This is a genomic window from Kitasatospora sp. NPDC088783, from assembly GCF_044750705.1.
GTDB lineage: Bacteria > Actinomycetota > Actinomycetes > Streptomycetales > Streptomycetaceae > Kitasatospora > Kitasatospora fiedleri.
Map to the genome: position 1 here is coordinate 352,708 of NZ_JBIVKJ010000004.1, position 15,923 is coordinate 368,630.

Genomic DNA, 15,923 nt, shown 5'->3' on the forward strand with positions numbered 1-15,923 from the left:
AGTCGCACGGAACGCGCCGGAGTGCCGGTCGTGGTCCGGCTGTTGGAGGCGTCGCCTAGTCCGGTCTATGGCGCCGCACTGCTAATGCGGTTTGGGCTTTACCGTCCATCGAGGGTTCAAATCCCTCCGCCTCCGCTCACCGGGAGCCCCGTCGGTCACTGACCGGCGGGGCTCCTGCGTCGTCCGGGTCCGGCGCGGTCCGGGCCCGCGCCGCCGGGTCGCCGGGCCGTCGGCAATCGATTTCGCCCCAGGTCGACGGTCATGTAATGTTGTCCCCGCACCGCCCAGGAGGCCAGTCCGCCGGGGCGAGCGCTCATAGCTCAACGGATAGAGCACTTGACTACGGATCAAGAGGTTGCAGGTTCGAATCCTGCTGAGCGCACCAAACTCCGCTCGCGGCTCCGCAAGGGGCCGTCCGAGCGCTCATAGCTCAACGGATAGAGCACTTGACTACGGATCAAGAGGTTGCAGGTTCGAATCCTGCTGAGCGCACCAGCCGAAGGCCCCGGGTTCCCGCCCGGGGCCTTCGTCGTGCTCCCGGGAGGTGCCGCCGGTCCCGCCGCCCCCCGCTGTGGTGTCCGGGGGGCGGCGGGAGCGGCGTCAGCCGAGTTCGGTCCGGTTGATCCAGGGCACGTCGCGCTCTTCGAGGAACCACTCCGCGGGGGTGAGCGGGCGGCTGCGGTTGAAGGTGGGCGTGACGGGGTCGTGCCGGAGGAGGCCGGGTTCGGCGCCCTGTTCCTGGAGTTGGGCGCCGACGGCGGGGACGAGGTCGGGCGGGCCGGACAGGTGGATGTCGTGGCCGGAGCAGTCCCCGTACTCGCGCAGGCCCTCGCGCAGCAGCCGGGCGGCCTCGTGGCGGGAGGCGCCGGGGCCGGGCGCCGCGAGCACGGCGTGCAGCCAGGCGTGTTCCCCGACCATCTCGTGCACGGCGTCCAGGTCGTACTGGTCCTGGTCGCCGCGGGCGGCGACGAAGACCGTGGCGGGCCGTCCGCCGTCCTGGGCGAGTTGTTCCAGCAGGGCCTTGACCGGGGCCCAGCCGGTGCCGGCGGCGACCATCAGCAGCGGCCGGTCGGAGCCGGGGGCGAGCACGGCGTCGCCCAGCGGCGGGCCGATCCGCAGGCGCTCGCCGAGCCGGGCCTCGTCGACCAGCGCGGTGGACACCGCCCCGTCGGGGACCCGGCGGACGTGCAGTTCCAGGGTGTTGTCGGGACGGGGGGCACAGGCGACGGAGTAGGGCCGCCAGACCTGGGGGCGGCGGTCGGAGCAGACCGTCAGGTACTGGCCCGCGGTGTACGGGTACGGCCGGTCGGGCCGCAGGGTGAGCACCGCGAGGTCGGGGGCGGCGCGGCGGTGGCCGGTGATCTCGGCGTTCCACCAGCGCGGGGTGGACTCCGGGACGGCCGCGGCGGCGTCGATCATGGCCTGGGAGATGGCCGTGTAGGCCTCGATCCAGGACTTCTCGATCTCGGGGGTCCAGTAGTGGCCGGAGAAGTGCTTGAGCGCGGCGATCAGGCTGGCCCCGACGGCGGGGTAGTGCTCGGGGGCGGCCTGGAACTTCCGGTGGTCGCGTCCGAGCGCCCCCAGGTAGTCGGTGAGTTTCTCCGGGTCCTCCAGCCGCAGCACGAGTTGGGTGAGCGCGGCGAAGAGGCGGTCGCGCTGTTCGGCGAGCCGCGCCGGGAAGAGCTCTTCGACACCGGGGTTGTTGGTGAACAGGTGGGCGTAGAAGAACTTGGTCAGCTGATCGGCGCGGCGCTCGACGACGGCGAAGCTGGCGCGGATGACCGCGGGGTCGAAGGCCACCGGGGGGCTCTCAGCCCGTGGCTTCTTCGGTCAGCGCCGCGCTCATGACCTCGGTGATGACGCCGTAGAGCGCCGTCCACGCGGCTTCGACCTCCGGGGTCCAGGCGTCGCCGGCGAAGTGCGCGAGCGCGGCGAGCAGGCTGCCGCCGACGGCCGGGAAGTGCTCGGGGAGGGCGCCGTAGCCGGCGTGCCGGCGGCCCAGGCCCTGGAGCACGTTGACCACGGTGTCGGTGTCCTCCAGCCGGTCGACCAGGGTGGCTATCGCGGCCCAGAGGCGGTCCTGCTGCTCGTTCATGTGCTCGGCGAAGAGCTTGCGGACGTCCGGGTTGTGCTCGAACAGGTGCGTGTAGAAGTAGGCGGTGACCTCGCTGCCGTGGGGCTCGACGACGGCGAAGCTGCTCTTGACGAGAGTGGGATCGATTGTCACGCCCGCCGACTCTACTGATAAACCCACCAATTCGAACAGGGATGACTGACGGGAAGTCAACCAGTGGGCGGTAGTGCCCGATTGGTTCCTGTTCGCGGGAGTTGACGGTGAGTCGGGCGGGTATCCAGACACTGCTGACCGAGTGGCCGCCAATCGGGTGGTGTCGGCGGAAATGAGCAGGTGTCGCGGTATGACCGAAACCAGATCGTGATTACCTTTTGTCGGATCGTCATGACCATTCGGGTGCAGGGCGATCGGACCGCGATTCCGGGGGGCGACGACACCGAGAGGAGAGCCGGATGTGCCGACAGTTCCCGCACCGGGCCCCGGCCCCCGACGTCCGCCCGGCCGACCGTGACCGGGCCCGCCCCCGCATCGGCCGACGCACCGCCGCCCTGATCGCCACCGGGCTGCTCACCGGCCTGGGCGTCCCGCCGACGGCCGCCCAGCAGACCCCGGACGCCTGGTCCGCCGAACGGCGCGCCGTCCTGCCCTCCGGCCTCACCGTCCAGTTCGACTACGCGGCCGTCCCCGGGGTGAACGTCGACACCGCCCCCGGCCGGCTCGCCGACCGCCCCGGCGGCAGCGACAGCCCCTACACCGACGGCATCCGCCCCGGCGACCCGGCCGAGACCTTCCGGGCCGCCGAGCGCCGCCCCGGCGCCGACGGCTCCTGGCACACCCTCGGCACCCTCCAGCTCTCCTTCTCCCGCCCGGTCCGCAACCCCCGACTGCACGTCAGCGGCCTGTCCGGGAGGGCCACTTCGAAGGACGGCAGCACCGGCACCAGCACCCGGCTGACCGTCACCGGCGGCAGCCCCGCCGCCCCCGCCCTGGTCGGCCGCACCGGCTGGCGCGGCTGGACGGTCGGCTCCGGCGAGCTCGCCCCCGCCCCCGACGCCGGGCCGGACGGCAGCGCCGACGGCACCGGCACCCTCGAACTCGCCGGCACCGTCTCGACCGTGTCGCTGCGGGTCGAGCAGCGCTCCACCGCCGAGAACGGCTCCACCACCCCGCCCGCCCCGCTCCGCCAGGCGTACACCGTCACCCTCGACGAGGGCCTCGGCAGCGCCCCGCAGGACTACGGGAACGTCTCCCACCTGGTCTCCGACCTGTTCCTCGGCCAGGACGCCGCGACCACCGCCACCCGGGCCCGCCCCGGCCTGGCCCAGACCGTCGAGCGGCCGCTCCGGCCCGGCCCGCCCGCGAGCCCGCCCCCGCCGGCGCCCGACGCCGGGCCGGTCGCCCCCAGCGTGGAGATCGACGGCGGGGAGAGCCGCCGCAGCCCCTGGGCCAGCCCGCCCCCGCCGCTGCTCCAGCCCGGCCGCGCCGAGTACCAGGGCGCCGATCCCACGCTGAGCTTCCCCGCCGAGACCGCCGTCGGCCGCTACTACCACCTGGACGTGCCGGTCAACGCGGGCAGCGGCCCCGCCGTCCTGGCCGGCTGGATCGACTTCGACCACAACGGCCGCTTCGACCCGCTGGAGCGGGTGCAGACCGAGGTCCCCGCCGGGGCGGACCGCACCGCCCTGGAGTGGCAGGTCCCGGCCGGGGCCACCGGCGGCGACACCTGGGTCCGGCTGCGGCTGGCCCGCAGCGGCGCCCAGGTCGTCACCCCCGGCGGCTTCGCCGACTCCGGGCAGGTCGTCGACCAGAAGGTCGGCATCGCGATCGGCGCCGCCAAGCCCCAGGTCGGCCTGCCCATCCCCGGCAGCACCACCCGGGAGCCCCGCCCCGAGTTCCGCGGCGACGGCGCGGTCGCCGGGGCGAGCATCGCCGTCCAGGAGAACGGCGCCACCCTGTGCACCGCCAAGGCCGGAAACGACGGCTCCTGGAACTGCCGCCCCGACCAGCCGCTCACCGAGGGCACCCACGCCCTGGTGCCGGTGGAGACCACCCGCAGCGGCATGGTGCTGCGCGGCGACGAGTTCCGGCTGACCGTCCGGACCACGCCGCCCACCGCCCCCGTCCTCACCCTGCCCGCCTACACCAACGACCCCGGCCTGCTGCTCACCGGCCTCGGCGAACCCGGCTCCACCGTCACCGTCACCGCGGGCACCCCCGGCCGGGACGGCGGCGAACTCTGCTCCACCGCCGTCGCCGCCGACGGCACCTGGTCCTGCCTGCCGGTCGAGAACCTCGCCGACGGCCGCTACCAGCTCACCCCGCGGGCCGCCGACGGCGCCGGCAACCGCTCCGACGGCAAGGCGGTCGCCCTCACCGTCGACACCGCCGCCCCCGACCGCCCGCAGCTCACCGCCCCCGGCAGCGGCGAACTCCTGCACACCGCCCGCCCCCGGATCACCGGCCGCGCCGAGCCCGGCACCACCGTCACCGTCACCGCCGCCACCGGCCACGGCGACGAACGCACCACCGTCTGCAGCGCCGTCACCGCCGCCGACGGCACCTGGTCCTGCACCCCCGCCCGCGACCTCGCCCCCGGCGACCTCACCCTCCTCGCCACCGCCACCGACCCCGCGGGCAACGGCACCCCGGGCGATCCGGTCCCGGTGCACCTCGCCGGGACGGCGGGCGGGGGCGCGAGCCCGAGTGCGGAGCCGAGTGCGAGCGCGAGTGCGTCGCCGGCGGCGGCGGACATGCCGAGTGCGTCGGCGTCGGCGTCCGTGTCGGCGTCCGACCTGCCGTCGAGCGCCGCGCCTTCCCCGGCGGCGTCGGACGCGTCGGTGCCGATCGTGGTCCCGCCGACGGACGTCCCGGCCGGTGCGGACGCGAGCCCGACGCCCACGTCCGCCCCGTCGCCGAGCGCGTCGGCCTCCGTCTCCGCCTCCGCGTCCGGCGCGCCGTCGAGCGCCGTGCCCTCCGGCTCGCCCGCGGTGCCGTCCTCCCCGGCGGCGCCGGACGCGCCGGTGCCGGACGCGCCGGTGCCGCCCGAGGTGCTGCCGATCGTGGTCCCGCCGACGGGCGCCCAGGCCGGTGCGGACGCGAGCCCGACGCCCACGTCCGCCCCGTCGCCGAGCGCGTCAACCTCCGCCTCCGCGTCCGCGTCCGCCTCCGCGCCGGGGGCGGACAAGGCGGTCGAGCCCGAGCTGACGCTGCCGGTGCCGTCCGACCTGGTGCCGATCGTCGTGCCGACCCCGGACACGTCGACCGCTCCCGCCCCGCCCTCGCCGGGCGTCCTCCCGGACGCGCCGAGCGCACCCGGCGTCCCGGGCGCGCCCTCGCCGTCCGAGGCGCACGCTGTCGCGGTGCCGCCGACCGCCGACCCGACGGGTGGTCAGGTCGCCCCGGCGCCCGTGCCGCCCGGGGCGCCTGCCCGGCCGGTGCAGCCCGCGACGGCCACGCCGAGCCGGGTCACCCCGCCCGCGACCACGCCGCCCGCGACGACTGCGCCGCCGGTCGCGACGCCCCCGGTCGGCACGCCGTTGCCGCCGGTGGCGCCGAGCGCGACCCGGCGGGCTTCGGCGGACGTGACGGTGCTGTCCGCCCCGCCGTCCCCGGCCCCGTCCGGGCCCGCTCCCGCCTCCGCGCCGCCCTCGCCCTCGGCGTCCCCGTCCGCCCAGGCACCGGCCCCGCCGTCCGACGCCCCGTCAGCCTTCGCTCCCGATCACGCTCACGCTCACGCTTCCGATCCGGGTTCGGGGCCGGAGGCCGACGGCGACTCGGCCCCGGACGATCCGGCGGACGAGGCGGGGCAGGCACAGCCGCAGTCGCGGACGCCGGCCGCGCCGCCGCCGGACGTGGTGGCGGCGGCGCACCGGGCGGCGGCCACCGGGTGGCGCGGGCTGGCCTGCGGGGCGCTGCTGGTCGCGGCGGGCGTGGGATTGCTGACCCGCCGGGTGTTCGGCCGGGGGAGTGGTACCCGGCGTCGCTGACGGGCCGTCCGGTCCGGTTCCGATCTCCGGTCGGCCCGCTCGTTCCCGCAGTTCAGGGCGGGCGGGCCGACGCGCATCCGCATAGCGGACAGACCGACACACTGCCTGCTAAATGTCGCATTTGATGACTTATCAACCTAGCCTGAGTCTGGCACTGCCCGTCAGATCCGGGCCGCCCGTTGCGCGACACACTGACCCTTAGGACACGTGCATGGACGTCACCCGCGACTCGTCGCCGCGACCCAACTCCTGGCCCCCCGCCGCACCCCAGCCCCCGGTCGGTGCGACCCAACTGACCAAGGCGGTCGCCAAGGCCGTCGCCAAACCGCTGATCACGGCCGCCCCGCCGGTCGAGGACGACCTCGACCGGGGCGCGGCCACCCAGCCGCTCCCGGTGGTGAACCCGGCCGTCGACCCGGCCCGCCTGGTGCCGGTCGGCGCGGACGAGCCGTCCGTGCTCCCGCCCGCGCCCCGCCCCGCCGCCGAACCGACCGCCGCCGAACCCGCGGCCGTGGCCACCGGTCCGCGCGGCGCGGTCTCCGGCGGGCTCCGCCGGCTCAGCACGGCCACCGCGAAGCAGCCGTCGGCGCCCCCGGCGGCGGAGGCCGCGACCCACCGCCGGCCGCCGCGCGCGGACCAGTCCCTGCGCGAGCGGCGCGCCTTCGTCCTGCCGGGCTGGCTGCCGCTGCTGGTGCTGCTGGCCGGGGCGGCCGGGGTGCTGCTGGTGCTGGCCCGGGCCGGGGCGCTCCCGCGACTGGCCGGGGTGCCCGACCTGCGCGGCCCGGCCGCGCTGGACAGCGGGCGGGCCGCGGTCGACGACGGCACGGTCGCCGCGGTCAGCGCGATCGGGCTGGTGATGCTGGCCGCGCTCGGCGGGATGCTGTCCAACCCGGGCGGCGAGACCCGGGTGCTGACCCGGTGGGGCCGCTACCGGGGCACCGTCCGCCGCACCGGCCTGCTCTGGGTGAACCCGCTGCTGCGCCGCCGCCGGGTGGACGTCCGGCTGCGGCACTGGCGCAGCGAGCCGGTGCACGTCACCGACCGGGCCGGGACGCCGCTGGTGGTGCGGCTGCTGATCGTGTGGCGGGTCAAGGACACCGCCCGGGTGACGCTGGGCATCGCCGAACACGAAACGTATCTGCGCGAGCAGGTGCAGGCCGTTCTCACCCGAACCGCCTCCCTCCTGCCGTGCGACTCCAACTCCGCGCCGGGCCCCGCGCTGCGCGACGGCCAGTGGTTCGCCGACGAGCTGACCCGGGCGCTGGCCGCCGAGACCGCCCCGGCCGGGGTCGAGGTCTACTCGGTGCAGCCGCTGGCCCTGGACTACGCGCCGGAGGTCGCCGAGTCGATGCGCCGCCGCCGGCTCGCCGACCTGGACGCCGGGCTGCGGACCGTCCTGGTGGACGACGCGGTGGAGGCCGCGGCGCTCGCGGTGCGACGCCTGGAGCACGCCACCGCCCACGAGTTGGACGACAGCGCGCGCAGCGCCCTGATGGAGCAGCTGCTGGTCGCGTTCGTCGCCCCGGCCGGGGTCACCGCCTCGGTGCCCGCTCCGGCCGCCCGCCCGAACCGCAAGGAAGGGAAACCCGCGTGACCACCGCGCTCGCCTCGATATCCACCGACCCCACCGACCTTCCGGACTTCTCCGGGGCCCCGCTGCTGGGCTTCGCCGAATCCGACGGTGCCCCGACCTGCCGCTGCGCCCCGTGCGCCCGGCCGGCGGCCCGCACCGGCGGGTCCGGCGCGGCCGAGCGGGCGGGCCGAATACACCGGGCCGTGCGTTCGACCCTGCTGGCCGGCACCGTGCTGGCGGGCGCCGGAGCGGCCGGTCTCGGCCTCGACGCGACCGCCGCGCAGGCCGTGCCCGCACCGTCCGGCCCCGGCTGGGACGGCAAGGTCTACTGGTTCAAGAACGCGGCCGGCGAGTGGCGCTACACCAAGTGGTACGACGTCTACCTCGACCGCACCGGCGGCGCCAAGGGCGCGCAGCCGCAGTCCCCGCCGTCGAAGTCCGCCCCGGCGCAGTCCTCCGGAGGAATCCGGCAGGGCTGGGACGGCAAGGTCTACTGGTTCAGGAACGCGGCCGGCGAGTGGCGCTACACCAGCCACTACGACGTCTACGTCTCCCGGACCGGCGACAGCGGAGCCTCCGCCGGGCAGTCCGACGGACCCGCCGCGAGCGGGGTCGAGGCGGCGGTGTCCTACGCGCTGGCGCAGGTCGGCAAACCGTACGTGTGGGGCGGCAACGGACCCGACGGGTTCGACTGCTCGGGCCTGGTCCAGCAGGCGTTCCGCCGGGCCGGGATCTCCACCCCCCGGGTCGCCGCCGACCAGTACCGGGCCGCCACCCCGATCGGCTCCGGCCAACTGCGGCGCGGCGACCTGCTGTTCTGGTCCAGCAACGACCGGGCCTCCGGCATCCACCACGTGGCCGTCTACCTCGGCGACGGCACCTACGTCGAAGCCCCGCGCCCCGGGACGAACGTCCGGGTCTCCCGCCTCACCAGCGGCTACTACCCGGACTTCCTCGGCCGCTACTGAGCGCCCGGGAAGACGGCGGTTCCGCGCTGGACCTGTCGGTTTCCCGGCATTCTGCCGCTGCCGTGTCGGCGGCGGCAGAATGCCGGGAAACCACGCGTCGTCCGGTCTCCGTAGGATCGGCGCATGTCTGAGACCTGGGTGGAGCTGGGATCCGTCGACGCGCCGTCCGGCGTGCTGGTGCTCGGCATGGCCAGGTGGATCGACTACTGGCGGAAGCTCGGGCAGCCGTTGTCCGGGCGCGCCAGGACGGCAGCGTCGTCGGGCGGAGGCCATCTTCGCGAGTGGTCGTGCGAGGCGGTCGCGGTCCCGGCCGCCGCCGACCGGCCGTTGGGGGTGCGGGCGAGCACCTCGCCGTCCCCGTTCGACGAGGAACCGGCGATCGCGACCCTGGAGATCAGCCTCGGCCGCAAGTGGCCCGAGTCCGCGGACCGGTCGGTGCCGGTTCGGCTCGGGGACCTGCCCGTCGACCGGTGCGGCATGGTCATCGGCGACGCCACAGGGCTGGACGCGTGGACGGGGATGAACGACGAGCCGGCCGACGGACTCGCCGACGTCTTCTACTGGGGCCGGTACGCGGACGACGCGCACGCCGAGTTCGGTGGCGAGCGGACCGCGCAGTACGGCGTCGAAGGACCGCACGGGTGGCTCGACCTCCCGTTGGCCGAGGCGGTCGCCCGCGCGGCCGAACTCACCGCCTGGTGCGACCGCCTCCACGGCAAGGGCCTCGCGGTCTCGATCGACAAGCACACCGACGACCACCGTTTCCGGCGAGCCGGGTGGCACCACCCGCTGCGCGCCGGGGTGATCGAGGTCGGCGGCTGCCAGGCGCTCGGCATCGAATGGGACCAGGGTGACCACTCGATGAGGCACCACGGTGAGCGGGACGCCGGCCAGGTCTATCCGGTCACCCTCGAAGCCGACGCGGCGGGCGAGACGGTGCTGCGATGGACCATCCCGCCCTACGAATTCGACGACGAGGACGAGTGACGGGCGCGGCCCCGGGGCTCCGCCAGCGTGGTGGGATCGATCCGAGGGCCGCAGGTCATCGGGGTGATTACCGGTCCGGACCGCGAGATCCCGCAGAGACGGCGGCGCCCCTCCCGCTGCGTCGGTGGGAGGGGCGCCGGTGCGTGCCGGGGCGGGAGGTCAGGCGGAGGCCTCGGAGAGCAGCTTGAGTTCGGCCCCGGTCAGCTGGAGCGAGGCGGCGGCCAGCAGCGGGGGCAGCTGCTCCGGCGTGCGGGCGCTGGCCAGCGGGGCGGCCACCGTCGGCTGTGCGGCGAGCCAGGCCAGGGCCACCGTCGCGACCTGCGTGCCGTGGGCGGCGGCCACCTCGTCCAGGGCGGCGAGCACCCGGGGGCCGCGCGGGTCGTCCAGGTAGCGGCCGGCGCCCTGGGCGCGGGCGGAGTCGACGACCGTGCCCGGGCGGTACTTGCCGGTCAGGAAGCCGGAGGCGAGCGCGTAGTACGGGACGGACGACAGGCCGTGGGCGGCGACCACGTCCGCCAGCGGGCCCTCGTAGGTGTCGCGGGAGACCAGGTTGTAGTGCGGCTGCACCGCGACGTACTTGGCCAGGCCCTCGCGTCCGGCGAACTCCAGCGAGGCGGCCAGCCGCTCCGGGCCGATGTTGGACGCGGCGACCTCGCGCACCTTGCCCGCGCGGACCAGCTCGTCGAGCGCCGTGACGATCTCCTCCACCGGGGTGTCGAGGTCGTCCTTGTGGGTGTAGAACAGGTCGATCCGCTCGACGCCGAGCCGGCGCAGCGAAGCCTCCGCGCCGCGCTTGATCGTGTCGGCCCGCAGGTTGTCCAGGCCGGGCAGCGAGCCGACCTTGGTGGCGACCACGATCTGCCCGCGGTTGCCCCGGCTGCGCAGCCAGTCGCCGATCACCGTCTCCGACTCGCCGCCGGAGTTGCCCGGCGCCCAGGCCGAGTAGACGTCCGCGGTGTCGATGAAGTTGCCGCCCGCCGCCGCGTAGGCGTCGAGCACGGCGAAGGACTGCGCGGCGTCGGCCGTCCAGCCGAACACGTTGCCGCCGAGCGACAGCGGGGAGACGGCGAGGTCGGAGGGGCCGAGGGTCACCCGGGGGGCTTCACTGTTGGTCATGACGGAGGACAACCCGTTCGGGTCCGGCTTGATTCCGGCAGGCCGCGCGTTCACCTCCCGGTCGGCCGAGGTGAGAGGTCCGTGCAGACCGGGCCCGGGACGGGGACCGGGGTGTCGGCGGGCGGCCCCGGAGGGCTAGAGTCCCATTCCATGGCTGACAACGACTACGACCCCGCCGGCTCGACCCAGATGTTCCGGGCGTTCGTCGACGAGGCCCCGGCCCCGCAGGCCCCGGGCACCGTCACCACCTACGGCAGCAGCTCCTCGTCGAGCCGCACCCCGATGATCGTCGTCGGGGCCATCGTGGCCCTGGCGGTCGTCGCCGGTGTGATCTGGCTGGCCGTCAAGTAGCGCCCGCGCCCGCCCGCCCGGGGTCGACCGGACACCCCGGGCGGCCCCGGCGCCCGGCGTGCCTAGACTGACCGGGTCCGCCACACCGCCGCGAGGAGGCACCCGTGACCGCGCCGTCCACCGAGACCGCCAGAAGCCTCGGCCTGGCCGCCGCCGTCAACGCCCGCGACCTCGGCGGCTACCGCACCGCGGACGGCCGCACCGTGCGCCCGGGCGCGCTGCTGCGCACCGAGGCGCTCAGCCGGCTCGGCGAGGCCGACCGGGCGCTGCTCGGCGCGATCGGGCTGCGGCACGTCATCGACCTGCGCAGCCTCGACGAGGTTCGCCACCTGGGCGCCGACCTCGTCCCCGGCCTGGCCGAGGCCGTGCTGCCGGTGGACGCCGCGGCCACCCTGAGCGTGCCGTCGGCCGACGGGCTCGGGCCGACCCTGCACCACCTGCCGGTGTTCTCCGCGGACTTCGACCTGTACGTGGAACTGCGCCGGGCACTGGGCACCGGCGACCCGACGGCGATGCACGCCGTCCTCGGGGACGGGCGGGGCACCGCGATGATGACCTCGATGTACCGCTGGTTCGTCACCGACGCCGTCGCCCGCTCCCGCTTCGCCACCGTGCTGCGGCTGATCACCGAGGCGGACGGCGCGCCGGTGCTCTTCCACTGCACCGCCGGCAAGGACCGCACCGGCTGGACGGCGGCGCTGCTGCTCACCGCGCTCGGCGTCGACCGCGAGACCGTCCTCGCGGACTACCTGCTCACCAACGACCGCTCGGCGGCCCTGATCGCCCGGGTCGACCCGCTGATGCAGCCGCTGGCCCGCGCGGAGGCGGTCTACCTGGAGGCGGCCTTCGAGGAACTGGCCCTGGGCTGGTCCGGCTTCGAGCACTTCTGGCAGGACGGGCTGGGGCTCACCGAACGGCACCTCGCCGCCCTCCGGGCCGCCTGCACCGTCTAGGCCCTGTCCGGCCGGTCCTGTCGGGCGCGCGACGCCGCGCGCCGATCCGACAGGACCGACCGGACAGGGACTGCCGGGTGCCTATTCGGCGGTGAGGCCCTCGCGGAGGTGGGCCAGCGTCTTGGTGAGCAGCCGGGAGACGTGCATCTGGGAGATGCCGATCTCCTCGCCGATCTGGGACTGCGTCAGGTTGCCGAAGAAGCGGAGCATGATGATGCGGCGCTCGCGCGGCGGGAGCTTGGCGAGCAGCGGCTTGAGCGACTCGCGGTACTCGACGCCTTCGAGGGCGAGGTCCTCGTAGCCGAGGCGGTCGGCGAGCGGGCCGTCGCCGCCGTCGTCCTCGGCGGGGGTGGAGTCGAGCGAGCTGGCGGTGTACGCGTTGCCGACGGCGAGGCCCTCGACCACGTCGTCCTCGGAGACGCCGAGGTAGGCGGCGAGTTCGGGGACGGTGGGGGAGCGGTCCAGGCGCTGGGAGAGCTCGTCGCCGGCCTTGGTGAGGGCCAGGCGCAGCTCCTGGAGGCGGCGCGGGACGCGCACGGACCAGCTGGTGTCCCGGAAGAAGCGCTTGATCTCGCCGACCACGGTGGGCATGGCGAAGGTCGGGAACTCGACGCCGCGGTCCGGGTCGAAGCGGTCGATGGCCTTGATCAGGCCGATGGTGCCGACCTGGACGATGTCCTCCATCGGCTCGTTGCGGCTGCGGAAGCGCGCGGACGCGTACCGGACCAGCGGCAGGTTGAGCTCGATCAGGGTGTCCCGGACGTAGGTGTGCTCCGCGCTGCCGGCCGTCAGCCCGGCGAGCCGGCGGAACAGCGTGCGGGAGAGCGTGCGGGTGTCGAGGGCCCGGTCGGGGGCCTCGGCGGGACCGGCCTGGGCCGGGATCGGTACGACGACGGCTTCGGCCTCGACTTCGATGACCGCACTGCCCGGTTCTGTGAACACGCGCCCACCCCCTTGTGACTGGCTGTCGAACGGTCGCCACCGCGCAGTGGTTCCCGGCTGACGGGTCTGACTGCTCAATACCGGCCCACCGGCCCCGGCAAACCCGTTCGTCGCGACTCGTCACCCGCCGGTGACACGCGGCAACAGGGACGACTCACTCCTCCCAGGAGTTGCCGGTGCGCAGCCGGGAGAGGATCCGGGACAGCAGCCGGGAGACGTGCATCTGGGACATGCCGAGTTCGGTGGAGATCTGCGACTGGGTGAGGTTGGCGAAGAACCGCAGCATGATGATCCGGCGCTCCCGCTCGGGGAGCTGCACCAGCAGGTGGCGGACCATGTCGCGGTGCTCGACGTCGGTGAGGGCGGAGTCCTCGTAGCCGAGCCGGTCGAGCAGGGCGAGGCCGCCCTCGTGCTCCTGGGCGGCTTCCAGGGAGGCGGCGTTGTAGGCGCGGCCGGCGTCCAGGCAGGCCCGGACGTCCTCCTCGGGGATGCGCAGGTTGGCGGCGATCTCGGGAACCTTGGGGGCCCGTCCGTGGGTGACGGTCAGCTCCTCCATGGCGCCGCTGACCTGCACCCAGAGCTCCTGGAGCCGGCGCGGGACGTGCATGGTGCGGACGTTGTCGCGGAAGTAGCGCTTGATCTCGCCGAGGATGGTGGGCAGCGCGTAGGTGGGGAACTGGACGCCGCGCTCGGGGTCGAAGCGGTCGATGGCGTTGATCAGGCCGATGGTGCCGACCTGGACGATGTCCTCCATCGGCTCGCTGCGGCTGCGGAAGCGGGTGGCGGCGTAGCGGACCAGCGGGATGTTGATCTCGATCAGGGCGGAGCGGACCCGGGCGCGCTCGGGGGCGTCGGCCGGGAGTTCGGCGAGCCGTTCGAACAGGATCCGGGTGAGGGTGCGGACGTCCACCGCGCCGCGGGTGCCGGGGCGGCGGGAGGCCAGCTCGACGGGGTCCGGCCTGTCCTCGGTCCGGTCCTCCGGAGCACTGCCCTGCTGCGTCCGTACGGACACGTCACCCCTCCCTCGTCAACCACCTCGCCAATTTCCGGCAAAACCGGTCATAGCATCACAAGTCGCTCTGTGGCCGGGCAAGCACCCGATGGAGGCGTGTTGACGGACCGTCCAGCATTCGGCGGAGTGTGCTGCGGCCCCCGTCCGCGGGCGGAGGGCGGGGGCCGCCGGGTCGTGCGTGTGCGACGGATGGCGGGGGAGGGTCAGACCTCCAGGTCGGCGATCACCCAGGTGGCGAACTCGCGCCACTGCGCGGCGGCGGCCTGATGGGCCGGGTGGCCCAGGTAGGCGGCCAGCGCCTCGCGGTCCGCGACCAGGCTGTTGACGGCGAAGTCCTGGGCGATGTCCCGCTCGGCGAAGTTCCAGCCGCACTCCCACTCGCGCAGCTCGGGGATCAGCGCGCCGAGCTCGGCGAACGCCGCGGCGCCCGCGACGGCCCGCGGGTCCTCCTTGGTGACGCCTTCGTTCAGCTTGAACAGGACCAGGTGCCGGATCACGATGCCGCTCCTCGCGGGTGGGAGGGGGCGCGCCCGGTCGCGGGCGCGCCCCCGACGGACGGACCCCGCAACGGTACTAGCGCACCAGTCCGGTCATGAACGAGCCGACCGCCCTGGCGGCGTCCGAGATGCCCACGAACCCGGACTTCACCAGGTCCGCCGAGCGTTCCGGTGAGGTGATGATCGTGTAGATGACGAAGACGACCAGGATCCACATGGCCACCTTCTTCGCCTGAGCCATCGAACGGGCCTGCCTCCCTGAGTCGGGCCGCCGTCCTCTCCCCGCACGGCCCTGCCACCCGGCAGCTTATCCACCGGACGGCGCAACGGGTGAGGGACGTGTTCACCCGCGGGGACGAAGGTCCCGCGCGGACGGGGCTTTCTCCGGATGTCCCCAGCGGGGCGGCGCGGCAGGATGGTTGATGTACCGAGGATCTGGCAGGAATCCCCGGTACGGCGATCCGGAGGTCCCCGCTGTGGGACCGGGCCCCGCGGCTTCCCCCGACGCGGACCCGGTTGTGGGACCTCCGCCAGGGGCAGCGGCTCGTCCCCCCGGAGCTGCTGCCCCCACCGCGGACCGCGAGGTCCGTCCAGGCTCCGCACTCCCGATGGGCACGGTGGTCAACCGCCCGGGAGTGCGGAGCCTCTCGCCGCTCCGCCCGCCTCCCCTCGGGCCGGAAGCGGTCCCGGCACGGCGAAGGGCCCGACCGGAAGCCGGTCGGGCCCTTCGTTCGTCCTGCTCAGTGGCGGTAGCGGTGGGATTCGAACCCACGGTGGAGTTGCCCCCACACACGCTTTCGAGGCGTGCTCCTTTGGCCGCTCGGACACGCTACCGAGGGGAACTCTACCGGATCGGCGAGGCGGGGCGAAATCCGTTGTCGGGGGCTCAGCGCCGGGTGTCGAAGAAGGCCAGCAGTTGGGCGGTGCACTCGTCGGCGAGGACGCCGCCGACCACCTCGGGGCGGTGGTTGAGGCGGTTGTCGCGGACCACGTCGAAGAGGGAGCCGGCCGCGCCGGCCTTCGGGTCGTGGGCGCCGAAGACGACGCGGGCGAGGCGGGAGAGGACGATCGCGCCCGCGCACATGGTGCAGGGCTCCAGGGTGACGACCAGGGTGCAGCCGGTCAGGCGCCACTCCCCGACGGTTCGGGCGGCCTGCCGGATCGCCACCACCTCGGCGTGGCCGGTGGGGTCGCCCACCGCCTCGCGGACGTTGTGGCCGCGGCCGAGCACGGTGCCGTCCGGTCCGAGGACGAACGCCCCGACCGGGACGTCACCGGTGGCGGTGGCCAGTGCGGCCTCCTCGATCGCGAGGCGCATCCGGTCCTGCCACCGGTCGCGGACCGGGTCGGGGCGTTCGGGGGCGGGCAGCGGGGCGATCCGCGGCCGTTCGCCCGGGTCGGCGGGGTCGGTGAGGGGGGCGGGGACGGGCTGCATGGACCCAGTGTCGGGCACCGGGCCCGCCG

Annotated in this window: 14 protein-coding genes and 4 tRNA genes; 9 read left to right on the forward strand and 9 right to left on the reverse strand. The window is 74.7% G+C overall.

Going from position 1 to position 15,923, the window contains the following annotated elements; translation table 11 throughout:
* Positions 1–44: 44 nt before the first annotated feature.
* The 3 genes from ACIP60_RS14060 to ACIP60_RS14070 all read left to right on the forward strand — a co-directional run bounded on the left by ACIP60_RS14060 (position 45) and on the right by ACIP60_RS14070 (position 495).
* A tRNA-Ser gene (locus tag ACIP60_RS14060) sits at positions 45–135 on the forward strand.
* A 174-nt stretch (positions 136–309) separates the two neighbouring features.
* Positions 310–385, forward strand: a tRNA-Arg gene (locus ACIP60_RS14065).
* A 34-nt stretch (positions 386–419) separates the two neighbouring features.
* Positions 420–495 (forward strand) — tRNA-Arg (locus tag ACIP60_RS14070).
* Positions 496–600: 105 nt separating this feature from the next.
* On the opposite strand, the gene ACIP60_RS14075 is transcribed toward ACIP60_RS14070, so the two are convergent.
* Both ACIP60_RS14075 and ACIP60_RS14080 read right to left on the reverse strand, forming a co-directional pair.
* Positions 601–1,800, reverse strand: a complete 1,200-nt coding sequence (locus ACIP60_RS14075; RefSeq protein ID WP_400683431.1) for a globin domain-containing protein — start codon at positions 1,798–1,800, stop codon at positions 601–603.
* Between the two features lie 10 nt (positions 1,801–1,810).
* Positions 1,811–2,227: a globin domain-containing protein gene (locus tag ACIP60_RS14080; protein ID WP_400683434.1), complete on the reverse strand. Its 417-nt coding sequence runs from the start codon at positions 2,225–2,227 to the stop codon at positions 1,811–1,813.
* A 299-nt stretch (positions 2,228–2,526) separates the two neighbouring features.
* Here ACIP60_RS14080 and ACIP60_RS14085 point away from each other — a divergent pair, with 299 nt between their 5' ends.
* From ACIP60_RS14085 to ACIP60_RS14100, 4 genes are all read left to right on the forward strand, one after another.
* Positions 2,527–6,060: an Ig-like domain-containing protein gene (locus ACIP60_RS14085; RefSeq protein ID WP_400683437.1), complete on the forward strand. Its 3,534-nt coding sequence runs from the start codon at positions 2,527–2,529 to the stop codon at positions 6,058–6,060.
* A 211-nt stretch (positions 6,061–6,271) separates the two neighbouring features.
* Entirely contained in the window at positions 6,272–7,654 is a 1,383-nt protein-coding gene (locus tag ACIP60_RS14090) for an SPFH domain-containing protein (RefSeq protein WP_400683439.1), read from the forward strand.
* Positions 7,651–8,601 (forward strand): C40 family peptidase, encoded by a 951-nt coding sequence (locus tag ACIP60_RS14095; RefSeq protein ID WP_400683441.1) that lies wholly within the window; start codon positions 7,651–7,653, stop codon positions 8,599–8,601. The genes ACIP60_RS14090 and ACIP60_RS14095 overlap by 4 nt, the downstream gene beginning before the upstream one ends.
* Positions 8,602–8,724: 123 nt before the next feature.
* Positions 8,725–9,588: a hypothetical protein gene (locus tag ACIP60_RS14100; protein ID WP_400683444.1), complete on the forward strand. Its 864-nt coding sequence runs from the start codon at positions 8,725–8,727 to the stop codon at positions 9,586–9,588.
* 159 nt (positions 9,589–9,747) lie between these two features.
* Here the strand turns inward: ACIP60_RS14100 and ACIP60_RS14105 are convergent, their stop codons facing one another.
* Positions 9,748–10,704: an aldo/keto reductase gene (locus ACIP60_RS14105; protein ID WP_400683446.1), complete on the reverse strand. Its 957-nt coding sequence runs from the start codon at positions 10,702–10,704 to the stop codon at positions 9,748–9,750.
* Between the two features lie 150 nt (positions 10,705–10,854).
* On the opposite strand from ACIP60_RS14105, the gene ACIP60_RS14110 reads away from it, so the two are divergent.
* On the forward strand, positions 10,855–11,055 hold the full coding sequence (locus ACIP60_RS14110) for a hypothetical protein (RefSeq protein WP_400683448.1): 201 nt from the start codon (positions 10,855–10,857) through the stop codon (positions 11,053–11,055).
* A 104-nt stretch (positions 11,056–11,159) separates the two neighbouring features.
* On the forward strand, positions 11,160–12,008 hold the full coding sequence (locus tag ACIP60_RS14115; protein WP_100837370.1) for a tyrosine-protein phosphatase: 849 nt from the start codon (positions 11,160–11,162) through the stop codon (positions 12,006–12,008).
* Positions 12,009–12,089: 81 nt separating this feature from the next.
* Here the strand turns inward: ACIP60_RS14115 and ACIP60_RS14120 are convergent, their stop codons facing one another.
* The 6 genes from ACIP60_RS14120 to tadA all read right to left on the reverse strand — a co-directional run bounded on the left by ACIP60_RS14120 (position 12,090) and on the right by tadA (position 15,894).
* Positions 12,090–12,923, reverse strand: coding sequence for an RNA polymerase sigma factor SigF (locus ACIP60_RS14120; RefSeq protein ID WP_400684167.1), 834 nt, complete (start codon positions 12,921–12,923; stop codon positions 12,090–12,092).
* A 181-nt stretch (positions 12,924–13,104) separates the two neighbouring features.
* Complete coding sequence (locus tag ACIP60_RS14125; RefSeq protein ID WP_400683451.1) at positions 13,105–13,962, reverse strand: RNA polymerase sigma factor SigF; 858 nt, start codon at positions 13,960–13,962, stop codon at positions 13,105–13,107.
* 203 nt (positions 13,963–14,165) lie between these two features.
* Complete coding sequence (locus tag ACIP60_RS14130) at positions 14,166–14,459, reverse strand: Dabb family protein (RefSeq protein WP_400683453.1); 294 nt, start codon at positions 14,457–14,459, stop codon at positions 14,166–14,168.
* A gap of 76 nt (positions 14,460–14,535) precedes the next feature.
* The gene (locus ACIP60_RS14135; protein ID WP_199528079.1) at positions 14,536–14,700 is read right to left on the reverse strand and encodes a hypothetical protein; all 165 of its coding nucleotides are present in this window, start codon (positions 14,698–14,700) and stop codon (positions 14,536–14,538) included.
* A gap of 503 nt (positions 14,701–15,203) precedes the next feature.
* Positions 15,204–15,293: transfer RNA gene (locus ACIP60_RS14140), tRNA-Ser, on the reverse strand.
* 52 nt (positions 15,294–15,345) lie between these two features.
* A complete protein-coding gene (gene tadA / locus ACIP60_RS14145; protein WP_400683456.1) occupies positions 15,346–15,894 on the reverse strand; it encodes a tRNA adenosine(34) deaminase TadA in 549 nt (182 codons plus the stop codon).
* Positions 15,895–15,923: the final 29 nt, after the last annotated feature.